General features: G+C 61.6%; 13 protein-coding genes and 1 pseudogene. 6 read left to right on the top strand and 8 right to left on the bottom strand.

The window, feature by feature from the left end; genetic code table 11:
* The first annotated feature begins 244 nt into the window (after positions 1–244).
* Entirely contained in the window at positions 245–1,066 is an 822-nt protein-coding gene (locus ACW9HX_RS24765) for an aldo/keto reductase (protein WP_457382597.1), read from the top strand.
* Between the two features lie 30 nt (positions 1,067–1,096).
* A complete protein-coding gene (locus ACW9HX_RS24760; protein ID WP_457382596.1) occupies positions 1,097–1,567 on the top strand; it encodes a DUF1810 domain-containing protein in 471 nt (156 codons plus the stop codon).
* Here ACW9HX_RS24760 and ACW9HX_RS24755 read toward each other — a convergent pair.
* Positions 1,532–3,892, bottom strand: coding sequence for a DNA polymerase II (locus tag ACW9HX_RS24755; protein WP_457382595.1), 2,361 nt, complete (start codon positions 3,890–3,892; stop codon positions 1,532–1,534). The genes ACW9HX_RS24760 and ACW9HX_RS24755 overlap by 36 nt on opposite strands.
* A gap of 189 nt (positions 3,893–4,081) precedes the next feature.
* Between ACW9HX_RS24755 and ACW9HX_RS24750 the strand changes: the two genes are divergently transcribed.
* Positions 4,082–4,522: a CBS domain-containing protein gene (locus tag ACW9HX_RS24750; RefSeq protein WP_085712511.1), complete on the top strand. Its 441-nt coding sequence runs from the start codon at positions 4,082–4,084 to the stop codon at positions 4,520–4,522.
* Between the two features lie 12 nt (positions 4,523–4,534).
* On the opposite strand, the gene ACW9HX_RS24745 is transcribed toward ACW9HX_RS24750, so the two are convergent.
* On the bottom strand, positions 4,535–5,158 hold the full coding sequence (locus ACW9HX_RS24745) for a glutathione S-transferase (protein WP_457382594.1): 624 nt from the start codon (positions 5,156–5,158) through the stop codon (positions 4,535–4,537).
* Positions 5,159–5,385: 227 nt separating this feature from the next.
* On the opposite strand from ACW9HX_RS24745, the pseudogene ACW9HX_RS24740 reads away from it, so the two are divergent.
* Positions 5,386–5,667 (top strand): annotated as a pseudogene (locus ACW9HX_RS24740) (phage infection protein); the annotation flags it as partial.
* An 80-nt stretch (positions 5,668–5,747) separates the two neighbouring features.
* Here the strand turns inward: ACW9HX_RS24740 and ACW9HX_RS24735 are convergent.
* On the bottom strand, positions 5,748–6,836 hold the full coding sequence (locus tag ACW9HX_RS24735) for a DUF1615 domain-containing protein (protein WP_457382593.1): 1,089 nt from the start codon (positions 6,834–6,836) through the stop codon (positions 5,748–5,750).
* 178 nt (positions 6,837–7,014) lie between these two features.
* On the opposite strand from ACW9HX_RS24735, the gene ACW9HX_RS24730 reads away from it, so the two are divergent.
* Positions 7,015–8,550 (top strand): FAD-dependent oxidoreductase, encoded by a 1,536-nt coding sequence (locus ACW9HX_RS24730; protein ID WP_457382592.1) that lies wholly within the window; start codon positions 7,015–7,017, stop codon positions 8,548–8,550.
* Between the two features lie 4 nt (positions 8,551–8,554).
* Here the strand turns inward: ACW9HX_RS24730 and hemB are convergent, their stop codons facing one another.
* The 3 genes from hemB to ACW9HX_RS24715 form a co-directional block, all read right to left on the bottom strand.
* On the bottom strand, positions 8,555–9,529 hold the full coding sequence (gene hemB / locus ACW9HX_RS24725) for a porphobilinogen synthase (RefSeq protein ID WP_367254011.1): 975 nt from the start codon (positions 9,527–9,529) through the stop codon (positions 8,555–8,557).
* 150 nt (positions 9,530–9,679) lie between these two features.
* Positions 9,680–10,522 carry a PhzF family phenazine biosynthesis protein gene (locus ACW9HX_RS24720; protein ID WP_457382591.1) on the bottom strand — a complete coding sequence of 281 codons (843 nt, stop codon included), beginning with the start codon at positions 10,520–10,522 and terminating at the stop codon, positions 9,680–9,682.
* Between the two features lie 9 nt (positions 10,523–10,531).
* Positions 10,532–11,230, bottom strand: coding sequence for a glutathione S-transferase family protein (locus tag ACW9HX_RS24715; RefSeq protein WP_457382590.1), 699 nt, complete (start codon positions 11,228–11,230; stop codon positions 10,532–10,534).
* A 297-nt stretch (positions 11,231–11,527) separates the two neighbouring features.
* Here ACW9HX_RS24715 and ACW9HX_RS24710 point away from each other — a divergent pair, with 297 nt between their 5' ends.
* The gene (locus ACW9HX_RS24710) at positions 11,528–12,202 is read left to right on the top strand and encodes a histidine phosphatase family protein (protein ID WP_457382589.1); all 675 of its coding nucleotides are present in this window, start codon (positions 11,528–11,530) and stop codon (positions 12,200–12,202) included.
* A 138-nt stretch (positions 12,203–12,340) separates the two neighbouring features.
* Here ACW9HX_RS24710 and mnmH read toward each other — a convergent pair whose 3' ends face one another.
* Both mnmH and selD read right to left on the bottom strand, forming a co-directional pair.
* Positions 12,341–13,444 carry a tRNA 2-selenouridine(34) synthase MnmH gene (gene mnmH / locus ACW9HX_RS24705; protein ID WP_457382588.1) on the bottom strand — a complete coding sequence of 368 codons (1,104 nt, stop codon included), beginning with the start codon at positions 13,442–13,444 and terminating at the stop codon, positions 12,341–12,343.
* Positions 13,444–14,478 carry a selenide, water dikinase SelD gene (gene selD / locus ACW9HX_RS24700; protein WP_457382587.1) on the bottom strand — a complete coding sequence of 345 codons (1,035 nt, stop codon included), beginning with the start codon at positions 14,476–14,478 and terminating at the stop codon, positions 13,444–13,446. Before selD ends, mnmH begins: the two co-directional genes overlap by 1 nt.
* Positions 14,479–14,532 lie beyond the last annotated feature (54 nt).

Genomic DNA, 14,532 nt, shown 5'->3' with positions numbered 1-14,532 from the left:
AGTTGCGCAGTACTGTGCAACTTCTTGCGCACTTGGCTGGAGGCCTTGATCGGCAGGGCCTGTAGCGATTTTGAGTGGAGTTTTATGACGGACAACTGCGCAACTTCTTGCGCACTACGGAAACGCCCTCTCAATGCATCGGAACAACAGAGCTTCGCAATAAACGCCTCAACTGCATTTGGAACCCATGGGCTATCCTGCTGCCCACTTAAAGGTATCGACCGTTTTCAGATAGGAGGTTTGAATGCGTACCCTCGAATTGGCTGGCGTGCAGGTTCCGGTAATTGGCCAAGGCACCTGGCGCATGGGCGAAGACCGCTCGGCGCACCAGCGTGAAGTGGCGGCCCTGCGCAGCGGTATCGAGCTGGGCATGAGCCTGATCGACACCGCCGAAATGTATGCCGAGGGTGGTGCCGAAAGCGTGGTCGGCGAAGCCATTGCCGGCCTGCGTGATCAGGTTTTCCTGGTCAGCAAGGTCTACCCGCACAACGCCAGCCGCAAAGGCATCCCCCAGGCTTGCGAGCGCAGCCTGCGCCGGCTCGACACCGATTACATCGACCTCTATCTGCTGCACTGGCGCGGCCAGTATCCGCTGGAAGAAACCGTCGAGGCCTTCGAGCGTCTGCGCGAGGACGGCAAAATCGGCCGCTGGGGCGTGTCGAACTTCGACGTCGATGACCTTGAGGAACTGTCGAATTCGGCCTGCGCGACCAATCAGGTGCTGTACAACCTAGAAGAGCGCGGCATCGAATTCGACCTGCTGCCGTGGTGCCAACAGCAGCGCATGCCGTTGATGGCGTATTGCCCGATCGGCCAGGGCGGCGCGATGCTTGCCGAGCCGGTACTGAAACAGATTGCCGCTCGTCACGGCGTGACCCCGGCACAGGTTTCGCTGGCGTGGATTCTGCGTCAGGATGGGGCGATTGCGATTCCCAAGGCAGTGCGTCCGGAACATGTGCAGCTCAATGCACAAGCGGCGCAGCTACAGCTCGATGCCGGGGATCTGGCGGCGCTGGACCAGGCGTTTCACGCGCCACAACGCAAGCAGCGGCTGGCCATGGTCTGAGCCACCGCCGAACTGACAGAGGGCTTCGCCATGAGAAGCACTGATCAGGACGATCCATTCAATCTGCAACGTTTCGTGCTCGCCCAGGACCCGGTGTTCGAACGGGTTCAGCGCGAGCTCGGCGAGGGCCGCAAGCGCAGCCACTGGATGTGGTTTGTGTTTCCGCAGTTCGCCGGGCTCGGGGGCAGCGAGATGTCCCGGCGCTTCGCCATCGGCTCGGCCGGGGAAGCCAAGGCTTATCTGGCCCATGAGCTGCTCGGCGCCCGGCTGCGCACGTGCGCGCAGCTTGTGCTGAACGTGCCGCAGCGTTCGATTGCCGAGATTTTCGGCCACCCGGACGACCTGAAATTCCACTCTTCGATGACCCTGTTTGCCCAATTCGCTGACGAAAGCAGCCTCTGGCATCAAGCGCTGGAGCGTTATTTCCACGGCATTCAGGACGAATGGACCTTGCAACTGCTGGACTCAAAACAGGCCCAGTTGCCCCCCGATCAGGGTTGAGAAATCGTCGTCGACAAACGGCAGGATCGCGTCCGCCACCGGTTGCAGCTGGCGGGTGATGTAGTGGTCGTAGTCGATGGCCGCGCGGCGTACTTCCAGCGGCTCGGGGCCGGCCAGGGTGATGACATAGCTGATCCAGCCGCCGTTCTGGTATTGCCGCGGGCGACCGTGCTGCGCGTTGTAGTCGTCGGCCAGCCGTGCGGCGCGCACGTGGGGCGGCACGTTGCGTTCGTAATCATCGAGGGTGCGACGCAGACGCTTGCGGTAGACCAGTCGCTCGTCGAACTCGCCGGCCAGGGTCTTGCGCACGTACTCGCGCACGTAATCCTGATACGGCTTGCGCTGGAAGATCCGCTCGTACAGCTCCTGCTGAAATTGCCGGGCCAGCAGCGACCAGTCGGTGCGCACGGTTTCCAGGCCTTTGTAGACCATTTCCTCGCTGCCGTCGGCGCGGGTCACCAGGCCGGCGTAGCGCTTTTTGCTGCCCTCCTCCGCGCCACGAATGGTCGGCATCAGGAAGCGTTTGTAGTGGGTTTCGAACTGCAATTCGAGGGCGCTTTGCAGCCCGTACTGCTCACGCACGTGCTCACGCCACCAATCGTTGACATGCTGCACCAGCGCCCGGCCGATGGTCGCCGCTTCCTCCTGACCGTGGGGGCGACGCAGCCAGACGAAGGTCGAGTCGGTGTCGCCATAAATCACCGCATGCCCCTGAGCCTCGATCAACTGCCGGGTGCGCAGCATGATTTCGTGGCCGCGCAAGGTGATCGACGAGGCCAGCCGCGTATCGAAAAAACGGCAACCGCTGGAACCGAGGACGCCGTAGAACGCGTTCATGATGATCTTCAGCGCCTGGGACAGCGGCGCGTTGTGCTCGCGCTTGGCGGTCTCACGGCCCTCGGCGACCCGGGCGACGATGGACGGCAGGCAATGCCGGGTGCGAGAGAAACGAGCGCCGCGAAAACCCGGCACCGAGTCGCTGTCGTCAGGATGCCGCAAGCCTTCGATCAACCCCACCGGGTCAATCAGGAATGTGCGAATGATCGACGGATAAAGGCTCTTGTAGTCGAGCACCAGCACCGACTCGTACAGTCCCGGTTGCGAGTCCATGACAAACCCGCCGGGGCTGGCCTGCGGAGGATTGGTGCCAAGGTTCGGCGCCACAAAGCCCTGACGGTGCATCAACGGCATGTACAAATGGGTGAACGCCGCCACCGAACCGCCGCTGCGATCCGCCGGCAGGCCGGTGACGCTGGCCCGTTCCAGCAAAAACTTCAGCAGCTCGGTCTTGGCGAAGATCCGCGTGACCAGTTCGCAGTCCTTGAGGTTGTACTTGGCCAGCGCCGGTTTGTCTTCGGCGAACATGCGGTTGATCTCGTCCATGCGCTGGTACGGGTTGTCGATGGACTTGCCCTCGCCGAGCAACGTCTGGGCGACGTTCTCCAGGCTGAACGAGGGGAAGCTCCAGGTCGCCGAACGCAGGGATTCGATGCCGTCGATGATCAGCCTTCCTGCCGCTGCCGCGAAGTAATGAGTGCGGCTGCCGTGTTCGCGCCACTGCATTTCCTCACCGCCGCGCCCGAGCTTGAGCGGCACGCCGAGGCGCCGGGCGTGTTCATGGAGGATGCGCAGATCGAACTGCACCAGGTTCCAGCCAATGATTGCGTCTGGGTCGTGGCGGGCGAACCAGTCGTTGAGTTTCTTCAGGATCAAGGTGCGCGATTCGCAGTACTCGAGGTCGAAATCGACGATGCTGTCATCGCCGTTCGGCGCGCCAAGCATGTACACCTGCCGCTCGCCGCAGCCTTCCAGCGCGATGGAATACAGTTCGCCCTGCTCGGTGGTTTCGATGTCCAGCGAGACCAGGCGCAATGTCGGGCGATAGTCTGGCGACGGCTTGAGGTGGGCGTCGAGCAGTACACCGTCGGCATCGGGCGTACCGCTGAACCACACCGGGGCGGTGATGAAACGCTCCATCAGGTAGCGTTCGGGCGGTCGCACATCGGCTTCGAAGACATCGACACTGTGACGGTTAAGCGTGGTTTCCAGGCGCATCAACTGACCGTGTTGCTGGCAATACAGCCCGAGCACCGGGCGATGTTCGAAATCCTGCAGGGCCAAGGGGCGCAGTTCGACATTCTTTTCATCCGCCAGCACACGCTCGGCCTGTTCGCGCTGCGCCGCCGGGATAAACGCCACCGACGGCTGATGCGGCAGGCGCACACGGCGCGGCCCGGCGTCGGTCGCCAGCCAGAACTCGACTTCGGTGCCGGCCGGGGTATCGCGCCAATGCCGGGTCAGGACGAAGCCCTGCTGTAAATCCACCACTGCGACCTCAAGAATTGATTCAGAAAGGCATTCTACGCGGCATTGCAGCAAGCGGTGGCAAAGGCCTCGCAATGAAAAAAAACGCCAAATGACGTTTTTTGCGTGTTATCTGCCGTTTTGCGGCCTTGCTCTGTGCGCCACGGTCTACGATGCTTGGAGAACAACGACAACACCTGAGTAACCGCCATGAAAACCGTCGCCCAGCTGCTCAAGCTCAAAGATCAGAAAAATCAGGAAGTGCACCAGATCAAGCCCGATCACATGGTGCTCGAAGCGCTGATGAAGATGGCCGAGAAAAACGTCGGCGCCTTGCTCGTGGTGGAGGATGAAAAAGTGGTGGGCATCATCAGCGAACGCGATTACGCGCGCAAACTGGTGCTCCACGGGCGCTCATCGGTCGGCACGCCAGTGCGCGACATCATGGTGGCGAACGTGATTACGGTGGACACCCACCAGACCGTCGACACCTGCCTGAGCATCATGTCCGACAAACGCCTGCGCCACTTGCCGGTAGTGGAGAACGGCAAACTGCTGGGCCTGTTGTCGATCGGCGACCTGGTCAAGGAAGCGATTGCCGAACAGGCCGAGCTGATCAAACAGCTGGAGCAGTACATTCGCGGGGAGTGATCGGCCGAAGTCTCAAGCAGGCCAATGTCGCGCAAAGACCGGCGCCAGCACCGGGTGCCGGTCGATGCGCTGCAGCCACGCATAAAACCCCGGCCGGGCCTGGCGCAGGTGTTCGCGAGTACCGGCCCAGCGCGTCACCACTGCCGCCAGCACATCCAGCGCTCCCGGTGTCTCATCGTCCAGGTACAGCTCGGCGGAAAACTGGTCGGCGAACACCTCCCACATCCAGTGCAGCCGCTCTCGGGCGCCAGCCATAAGGTTCTGCCGCGACGCTTCGTCCGGCATTACCAGCCAGCGCTCGGGGTAGTCGATGACACCAATGGCCCCGTAACAATTGCTGACGATGTACACCAGCCCGCGAATCGCCTGATCACGATCAGCGGCGTTGGTCGGCAGCAAACCGGACTTTGGAAAGCTCAACCCGAGATGGATCAGGATCGCCGCGCTTTCAGTGAGCGCACTGCCATCGGGCAGTTGCAGGGTCGGTATCTGCTTGAGCGGATTGAGCCTGGCCAGTTCCGGCGCCGCTTCGGCGCTGGCTTCGATGTCGATGAAGCGATAAGCGATCTGGCACAGTTCGAGCGCCGCCTCGATGGCCGCAGCCCCTGAGTTCCTGTGGCCGTAAAGTTGATACATGTTTCCCCCCTCTGAATGCCGACGCTCCGTCAGCCTTGCAGTGTAGAAGGCGCGACGGATATCGCCGCCATCAACCGATGATCGCATCATCACGCTGACCTGAGGCCGTTGCGAGGAACCATCATCGGCGTCGATGTTCACCATCACGTCAATGAAGTTCTCATAAAAAATCCCGGGCGTAACATCTGCTCCATACCAAACAAACAACACCCCCGGAGCACACAATCATGAAACGCCAAATCATCCTCAGCATTGCCCTTTCGGTTCTGGCCTTCAACGCTTTCGCAGCCAAACCAGCTCACACCATGATCGCCGAAGGCGGTTCGGATCGTCTGATCGAACAGCGCGTTGCCGAAGGTGGTTCGGATCGTCTGCAAGAACGCCGCGTCGCTGAAGGTGGCTCGGATCGTCTGCTGGAACGCCGCGTCGCTGAAGGTGGTTCTGATCGTCTGCAAGAACGCCGCGTTGCCGAAGGTGGCTCGGATCGTCTGATTGATCGCCGCGTTGCCTGAATGAATGGCGTGATCGCTACAACCCAGAAAAACCCGGCTGCCCTCAGCCGGGTTTTTTATTGCCGATTTTCACCCTTTCAATCCTTGGCCATGCAGCGTCGATAGCGCTCATCGACCCGTTTGGCAAACCACGCAGTGGTCAGTTTGCGGGTGATCTTCGGGCTTTGCAGGACAATCCCCGGCAGCACGGCCCGGGGCAATGATTTGCCTTCTGCCTTGTCCGCCAGTTCGAAGACCCGTTGATACAGCCTGGTCTCCTCGAAACCCAGCGTGTTGCCCTTCTCCAGTTGATCGCGAATCTGTGGATTGCGCAGGCCCAATGACTTGCCGAGCCTGCGCACCGCCAGTTCGGTCGTGCCCGGCATGATCGAGTCGTAGCGAATCAGGTCGCCATCCAGCGCCAGCGGAACGCCCGAGGCGCGACTGACTGCATTCTGAAACGCCGCATTACGACTGGCGTACCACCCGGCATTGAAGTCGGCAAAACGGTACAGCGGCTCGCGATAACTCACCGGGTAACCCAACAAATGGGCGATGCCGAAATACATGCCGCCACGACGTGTGAACACTTCGTGGCGAATCGTGCCGCTCACCGGGTACGGATAACCCTTGGCGTGCTGTTCGGCGAACTCGATGCTGACCTGCATCGGTCCTGCGGTGTGCACCGGATTGAAGCCGCCAAACAGCGTGCGTCCCATCGGCACCATGCCGATGAAGTCATCGAAAATACCGCTCAGGTCTTTCTCGGTACGTGCCGCACTCAAACGTTCGCTGTAGGTCTTGCCGCTGGGCGATCGCACCTGCAACGCGCCGCTGACCAGCAAGCTCGGAATGTGTACCTTGGCGGCGCGCCGGTCGATCTCGTCGCGGGCGATCTTGCCCAGGCCCGGCACCGGCGGGTCGACCTGAAAGGTGGACTCCTGCTCGGCGACGGCCAGCACCGAACACAGGTTTTGCGTGGTCGGGCTGATGCCCTGGGCGGCGAACGCGGTGTAGATGTCCGTGGCCCAGCCTTGGCGGTCAGTGACTTTCGCTGGCAGCAGACGCACGATCTGCGCCTTGACCTCGGCCGGCGAACGCTGGGCCGGTTCCTGGCTGCGTTGGCCGGCACAACCGGCCAACACCAGCAACGCAGCGAGGCTGAGAATTAATCGAGGGGTGTGCATAACGCTCCATCCAGTCCGTTGAGCCGGGTTAACCCTACGCTTGATCCCGGCTTGCAGGATAGGACTCCCGGCCTGCGACGCTGTTCCATCACCCCGTCCGGCAGACGAACTGGCCGACCTCTCCTTCTGATCCATACTTGCTGCTGCACACCTCAAGGGCACGCGAGGAGGACAGACCATGAACCGCAGTGACGTTCTGATCATCGGCGCGGGCCCCACCGGACTGGTACTGGCCCTGTGGCTGAGCAAACTGGGTGTGCGCGTGCGCATCATCGACAAGACCTCCGCGCCGGGCACCACTTCGCGGGCGCTGGCCGTGCAGGCGCGCACCCTTGAGCTGTACCGGCAACTGGACCTGGCCGACGCGATAGTGCGCAACGGTCACCGGGTGGCGGCGGCCAATTTCTGGGTCAAGGGCAAACCCGTGGCACAACTGCCGCTCAACCGCATCGGCGAAGGCCTGACACCTTATGCCTTCCTGGAAATCTACCCGCAGGACGAGCACGAACGGCTGTTGATCGACCGCCTCGAAGACTACGACGTGTTCGTCGAGCGCAATACCACCCTCGAAAGCTTCACGGAAAACGGCGACGGCCTCACCGCCCATTTACGTCTGCCGGATGGCGAACAGGAGATCTGCCAGGCCTGTTACCTGGCCGGTTGTGACGGCGCCCGCTCGGTCGTGCGCAAGACCCTCGACACCGGTTTCCCCGGCGGCACCTATCAGCAGATTTTCTACGTCGCCGACGTGCAGGCCAGCGGCCCGGCGCTCAACGGCGAATTGCATCTGGACCTGGATGAAGCGGACTTTCTGGCGGTTTTCCCGCTGGCCGGTGAAGGCCGGGCGCGGCTGATCGGCACCGTGCGTGACGAACGAGCGGATCGCGCCGAAACCCTGGAGTTCTCAGACGTGAGCAGCCGCGCCATCGAGCACTTGAACGTGCACATCGAGGACGTCAACTGGTTCTCCACCTACCGCGTGCATCATCGGGTAGCGGATCACTTTCGCAAGGGCCGGGCGTTTCTGCTCGGTGATGCGGCGCACGTGCACAGCCCTGCCGGTGGCCAAGGCATGAATACCGGCATCGGCGATGCGATCAACCTGGCGTGGAAACTCGCGGCGGTACTCAGCGGCGGCGCCACGGCAAAGCTGCTCGACAGCTACGAAACCGAACGCATTGCCTTCGCCCGGCGGCTGGTGTCGACCACTGACAAGGTCTTCAGTTTTGTCACCGCCGAAGGTCGCATGGCCGATCTGTTGCGCACGCGACTGGCACCGTTCCTGATCCCGAAAATGGCGTCCTTCGAGACCAGTCGCGAATTCCTGTTTCGCACAGTGTCGCAAATCACCATCAACTATCGAGGCATGGCGCTGAGCGAAGGCTTGGCCGGGCATGTCCACGGCGGCGACCGTTTGCCGTGGGCCCATGATGGCGAGGGGGACAATTACGAACCGTTGCGCCAACCGTGCTGGCAGGTGCATGTGTACGGCGACACCAGCGACGAGATGATCGCCTGGTGTCATGAACACCACTTGCCGCTGCACGTGTTCGACTGGCGCCCGGCGTTTGAAACGGCAGGACTGGGACGCAACGGCTTTTACTTGCTGCGCCCGGACACCTACGTGGCGATTGCCGATAACAGCGCGGATCCGAAGGTGATCGAACGGTATTTCCGTGACCACGGGATCCGGCCGTTTTTCAATTGCCCCTGAAGGCTCAGATCCCGGCCAGTGCCAGATCCATCGCAAAGTAGGTGAAAATCAGATCCGCACCTGCGCGCTTGATCGCGCCGAGGCTTTCGCGCACCACGCGATCTTCGTCGATGGCCCCGGCCTGGGCGCCGAACTTGATCATCGCGTACTCGCCGCTGACCTGATACGCCGCCAGCGGCAGAGTCGAGGCTTCGCGGATGTCGCGGATGATGTCCAGGTACGCACCGGCCGGTTTGACCATCAGCGCATCGGCGCCTTCCTGCTCGTCGAGCAACGATTCGCGCAAGGCTTCGCGGCGGTTCATCGGGTTCATCTGATAGCTTTTGCGATCACCTTTCAGCGCACTGCCTCCGGCCTCGCGGAACGGGCCGTAGAGCGCCGAGGCGAATTTGGTCGAGTAGGCCATGATCGGAATCTGCGTGAAGCCGGCATCGTCCAGCGCCCGGCGAATCGCCCGCACCTGACCGTCCATCGCGGCCGACGGTGCGATCACATCAGCGCCGGCACGAGCAGCAGCCACGGCTTGCTTGCCGAGGTTAATCAGGGTCTGGTCGTTGTCGACTTCATGGTTGTGCATCACGCCACAATGGCCGTGGTCGGTGTACTCGCAGAAGCAGGTGTCGGACATCACGATCATTTCCGGCACGGCGTCCTTGGCGATCCGCGACATGCGCGACACCAGCCCGTTTTCGCGCCAGGTGTCGCTGCCGTTGGCGTCCAGGTGATGGGACACGCCGAAAGTCATCACCGACTTGATCCCGGCACGGGCATAACGCTCGATCTCGCTGGCCAGTTTGCGCTCCGGAATGCGCATCACGCCGGGCATGCTCTTGATCGGCACGAAGTCGTCGATCTCTTCTTCGACGAAGATCGGCAGCACCAGATCGTTGAGCGAAAACTCGGTTTCCTGGAACAGGCTGCGCAGGCTCGCATTGCGGCGCAGACGGCGTGGACGTGCTTCGGGGAACTGACTGGACATGGGGCCTTTCCTGAAAACGGGCAGATGAGACGAAAGTCGTAGGGGGCGAAGCTTATGCCTTGCGGGGGACGGGGTACAAACCTGGATCAATCAACAGTGCATTACCGGGTGCGCAACAATCGCCGGCCCTTACGCCGGCGACTCTGATCTTCAAAGCCGCAATTGCCCCTCAATGCACGTGACCACGGAGCCGCCGATCCAGATCTCGTTCCCGAGCCGGTTTATCCGCAGCTTTCCCGCTCGGCCCATGCTCAAGCCCTGGCTGACGGTATAGGACTCGGGCGCCAGGCCCTCGGCCAATAACCATTGGGCAATCCCGGCATTCAGGCTTCCGGTGGCCGGATCTTCGGGCATGCCATCTCCGGAAATAAACGCACGCACCTCAAACCGGGCATCGTCACCGTCGCGCTCGGGATCCCACGCTGCGATGACGCCCACCGCCAGGCCCTGCATCTGCGAATGATCCGGTTGCAGGTTCAGCACCTGTTGCCGATCCTTGATCATCACCGCGAGCCACCCCGCACCGTTGTCCACCCATTGCGCGCGGACAATCTCATCACGGGTGATTCCCAGTCCGCGCTGCACCCGCTCCATGACGTCGGCCTCGACCGGCCCCGACCTCAGGAGCGGCGGCGCGAGAAAAGCGAGTTCCGAGCCTTCGCGCCTTATTCTTACCAGCCCGACGCCACACTCCTGAATGATCTCCGCACCCTTGGGCACGCCGCCTGCTTGCAGCCAGGCGTGGCAGGTGCCCAGGGTCGGATGCCCGGCAAACGGCAGTTCGCTCAGTGTCGTGAAGATCCTCACGCGATAGTCGGCGCGAGGGTCCTGCGGCTCAAGAATGAAGGTGGTTTCACTCAGATTGGTCCAGTTGGCAAAGGCAGCCATGCGCTCATCGCTCAGGGAGTCGGCATCAAAGACCACCGCCAGCGGGTTGCCCTTCAGGGCAGTCTGGCTGAAAACATCGACTTGCTTGAAATGGAACGAATCCATGCACCGTCCTTATTGAGGAATCGTCAGCCCGCGCACCACCGCCGGCCGCGCCAAAAAGCGCTCCAGTACCCGGGTGACATTCGGGAAGTCCTTGATGCCGACCAGATCGCCCGCCTCGTAGAAACCGATCAGGTTGCGCACCCACGGGAAGGTGGCGATGTCGGCAATGGTGTAGCGCTCGCCCATGATCCAGTCGCGTCCTTCCAGGCGAGTGTTCAGGACGTTGAGCAGACGTTTGCTTTCGTCGACGTAGCGATCACGGGGACGCTTGTCTTCGTAGTCCTTGCCGGCGAATTTGTTGAAGAAACCGAGCTGGCCGAACATCGGGCCGATGCCGCCCATCTGGAACATCAGCCACTGAATCGTTTCGTAGCGCAACGCGCCTTCCTGGGCCAGCAACTGACCGCTTTTGTCTGCCAGGTAAATCAGGATCGCACCGGACTCGAACAACGGCAGCGGTTTGTCTTCCGGGCCGTGGGGGTCGAGGATCGCCGGGATCTTGTTGTTCGGGTTCAGCGACAGGAATTCCGGGGACATCTGGTCGTTGGTGTCGAAGCCCACGCGGTGCGGCTCGTAGGGCAGACCGATCTCTTCGAGCATGATCGAGACCTTGACGCCGTTGGGGGTCGGCAGGGAATAGAGCTGAATCCAGTCAGGGTACTGCGCCGGCCATTTCTGGGTGATCGGGAACGCGGACAGATCGGTCATGTGTAGCATCCAGTCACAAAATGAAAGGCCTGAGCATAATCCACGTTTTCCGCGCTGGCTCGGGTTCTTTTTTGCTGTGACCGCCATGCTTACTTAAATCCGCAACATCCTGTCGCTAACCTTCCCTCAAGCCTTTGGGCGATGCCATTAGAGTGCGCCCCGGCAAGCGGAGCGAACCAAAAGGCCTGCGAGGGCTCCAAGAAAGCCAATCAAGACAGGGAAAAACACCCGGCCCCGGCAGCCCGCGGTGTAGAGGTTTGTCAGCCTTAACCGAACACGCTGAAGAATCCCGATCTCATGACGAACTTGATGAAAGTCGCCAAACGCTTCAAACATCGCGCTTACGTGGCCCTGCCCTCCCTGTTGGCGGTGAGCGCGCTGTTCCTGTCACTCGAATCCAGCGAAAGCCGCGCGCAACCGGTGGACGGCACCCAGACCCTGATCTTCCTGCGTCACGGGGAAAAACCCGCCGGCGGCCTCGGCCAGCTCAACTGTCAGGGCCTGAACCGTGCCATCGAGCTGTCGACGCTGCTGCCGGAGAAATTCGGCAAGGCCGACTACGTGTTCGCCGCCAATCCGACGCGCAATGTCGAGGAAGGCGAGCTGGACAATTCCTACAGCTACATCCGTCCCCTGATGACCATCAGCCCAGCCGCGATCAAGCTCGGCCTGCCGGTGAACATCGAGTTCTCGGCCAACGACACCAGCGACCTGGCCCGGGAGCTGACCGCCGACAAATATCACAACTCGACCATCTACACCGCGTGGTCCCACGGCTACCTGCCGGAGCTGATCAACAAGGTCGCCGGCAAGGCGGTGGGCGAGAAGCAAACCATTACCGAAGACTGGGCGTCCGGTGACTATGACTCGCTGTATGTGCTGACCCTGACCTGGCACAACGGCAAGGCCAGCCTGCAGAGCCACAGCTACAAGCAAGGACTGGATAACGGCAAGGCCACCTGCCCGACTTGAGCTTTGTGCTGCCTGCCCTTCCCCTTTCGCGAGCAAGCCCGCGCCCACACTTAATCTTGTGCCGAACTCAAATGATGGGTTCAACGGATTTCCATTGTGGGAGCGGGCTTGCCCGCGAATAGGCCGCTGATTACAGCATCAAACCTTCTGATTCACGCGGTCGTGCAGATATTCAAGGACTGCTTGCTGCTCCCCGGCGAACTCGATTCGCGCGCCCTTCTTCTCGCGCTGAAACACATACATCGGGTCGTAATACTCGCGCAGCAACCCTTCGATCCAGCCCCGGTGCAGATCCACCGAACCGCTGCGCCCCTGCTCTGCCAATGCGTCTTCCATCAACAGCAGCATCCGTCGATGGCGTTCGCCGCCCAGACGTTTTTGTACGTTGTTCAGACTCTCGAGCAGGCGTTCAGAGAACAGCGCAAAACCCTGCTCGCCGTGCACCGCCGCAAACTCGGCCGACAGGTCCACCACGTAATCGCGCAGGATCCGCTGCACCCGGTCTTCAAAACGGTCTTCCAGCCAGACCATCGGGTACTGCTGCATGCCCTGATACAACGGCAACGGCAAGGCACAGCTGCCGACGACCCGGCTCTCGTCTTCGAGCACGAACTGGCCGATACCGGCGTCGCGTTTCTTGAGAATGTCGATGGCCAGGCGGTTTTCGAAATCGATGTTCGACGGTTGACCTGTAGCGCGTTTGCCGAAACTGGAACCGCGATGATTGGCGTGGCCCTCCAGATCCAGACCGTTGCCCAACTGCACCAGCAGTTCGGTCTTGCCGGTGCCGGTCATGCCGCCCAGCAGCACGAATTCACACTGCGCTAACGCTTGCTCGAGGGTGTCGATAAGGAAGTTGCGCAGCGCCTTGTAACCGCCGCCGACTCTTGGATAGTCGATGCCGGCCTCGCTCCTGAGCCACTGCTGGGTGATCTGCGACCGCAAGCCACCGCGAAAACAATAGAGGTAACCATCGGGATGGGCCCGGGCAAACTCGGCCCAGGCCTGGATGCGCTCGGACTTCACCGCGCCGGACACCAGACGGTGCCCCAATTCGATGGCCGCCTGCTGGCCATGCTGCTTGTAGCAGGTGCCGATCTTTTGCCGCTCCAGGTCGTTCATTAGCGGCAGATTGACCACCCCGGGGAACGCGCCTTTGTGAAACTCGACCGGCGCGCGGGCATCCATCATTGGCCGGTCGTTAAGGAAAATGTCGCGGTAATCGGTGCAGTCGCGGAGCATCAAATCACCTCGACTGCGTGGGTCTGTCGCTCGACCAGTTCACCGATCGGCGCCAGATTCAGGCCCAGTTCTGCGGCCACGGCGAGGAATTCGGCGTTGCCTTGCGGGGTCACTGCCACCAGCAGGCCGCCGCTGGTTTGCGGATCGCACAGCACCCGCTTGTGCAGTTCCTGCACACGCCCGAGCTTGCTCGAATAGCTGTCGAAATTGCGCAAGGTACCGCCAGGTACACAACCCTGGTCGAGGTAGTACTCGACGCTGTCCAGACGGGGTACGCGGTCATAGCTGATGCGTGCCGTCAGTTGGCTGCCGTCGGCCATTTCCACCAGATGCCCGAGCAGGCCGAAACCGGTGACATCGGTCATGGCGGTGACGCCGGCCAGTTTGCCGAAGCGACTGCCGGGCTTGTTCAGCGTACACATCCAGTCCCGCGCCAGACCGATGTCGGCGTTGCGCAACTTGCCCTTCTTTTCGGCGGTGGTCAGGATGCCGATGCCCAGCGGCTTGGTCAGGTACAGCAGGCAGCCGGCGGTGGCGGTGTCGTTGCGCTTCATGAAGCGTTTTTCCACCAGCCCGGTGACGGCCAGGCCAAAGATCGGCTCCGGCGCATCGATCGAATGGCCACCGGCCAACGGAATGCCCGCCGCATCGCACACCGCGCGACCACCGCGGATCACTTCCCGCGCCACTTCCGGCGCCAGCACATTGACCGGCCAGCCGAGAATGGCAATGGCCATCAATGGATCACCGCCCATCGCGTAGATATCGCTGATGGCATTGGTCGCAGCGATCCGGCCGAAGTCGAACGGGTCATCGACGATCGGCATGAAGAAGTCGGTGGTCGACACCACACCGCGCTCGGCATCGATTTCATACACCGCCGCGTCATCGCGCGAGGCGTTGCCGACCCACAGTTTCGGGTCGAGGTTCTGTGCGCCGCTGCCGGCAAGAATCACTTCCAGCACCTGTGGCGAAATCTTGCAGCCGCAACCGGCACCGTGGCTGTATTGGGTCAGACGGATGGGTTCGCTCATGGGGCAACCTCTGGCAGGGAATGGGGCGGATTCTAGCAGAGGGGATTGCCGAGC

The organism is Pseudomonas sp. SDO52101_S400 (assembly GCF_054071635.1).
This window is presented reverse-complemented; position numbering and strand designations above follow the sequence as displayed.

What these genes read in the sequence shown, in the direction of transcription:
- ACW9HX_RS24710 (WP_457382589.1), top strand. Translation starts at nt 11,528, where the DNA reads ATGACGAACTTGATGAAAGTCGCCAAACGCTTCAAACATCGCGCTTAC.
- ACW9HX_RS24715 (WP_457382590.1), bottom strand. Translation starts at nt 11,230, where the DNA reads ATGACCGATCTGTCCGCGTTCCCGATCACCCAGAAATGGCCGGCGCAG.
- ACW9HX_RS24745 (WP_457382594.1), bottom strand. Translation starts at nt 5,158, where the DNA reads ATGTATCAACTTTACGGCCACAGGAACTCAGGGGCTGCGGCCATCGAG.
- hemB (WP_367254011.1), bottom strand. Translation starts at nt 9,529, where the DNA reads ATGTCCAGTCAGTTCCCCGAAGCACGTCCACGCCGTCTGCGCCGCAAT.
- selD (WP_457382587.1), bottom strand. Translation starts at nt 14,478, where the DNA reads ATGAGCGAACCCATCCGTCTGACCCAATACAGCCACGGTGCCGGTTGC.
- ACW9HX_RS24765 (WP_457382597.1), top strand. Translation starts at nt 245, where the DNA reads ATGCGTACCCTCGAATTGGCTGGCGTGCAGGTTCCGGTAATTGGCCAA.
- ACW9HX_RS24720 (WP_457382591.1), bottom strand. Translation starts at nt 10,522, where the DNA reads ATGGATTCGTTCCATTTCAAGCAAGTCGATGTTTTCAGCCAGACTGCC.
- ACW9HX_RS24730 (WP_457382592.1), top strand. Translation starts at nt 7,015, where the DNA reads ATGAACCGCAGTGACGTTCTGATCATCGGCGCGGGCCCCACCGGACTG.
- mnmH (WP_457382588.1), bottom strand. Translation starts at nt 13,444, where the DNA reads ATGCTCCGCGACTGCACCGATTACCGCGACATTTTCCTTAACGACCGG.
- ACW9HX_RS24735 (WP_457382593.1), bottom strand. Translation starts at nt 6,836, where the DNA reads ATGCACACCCCTCGATTAATTCTCAGCCTCGCTGCGTTGCTGGTGTTG.
- ACW9HX_RS24760 (WP_457382596.1), top strand. Translation starts at nt 1,097, where the DNA reads ATGAGAAGCACTGATCAGGACGATCCATTCAATCTGCAACGTTTCGTG.
- ACW9HX_RS24750 (WP_085712511.1), top strand. Translation starts at nt 4,082, where the DNA reads ATGAAAACCGTCGCCCAGCTGCTCAAGCTCAAAGATCAGAAAAATCAG.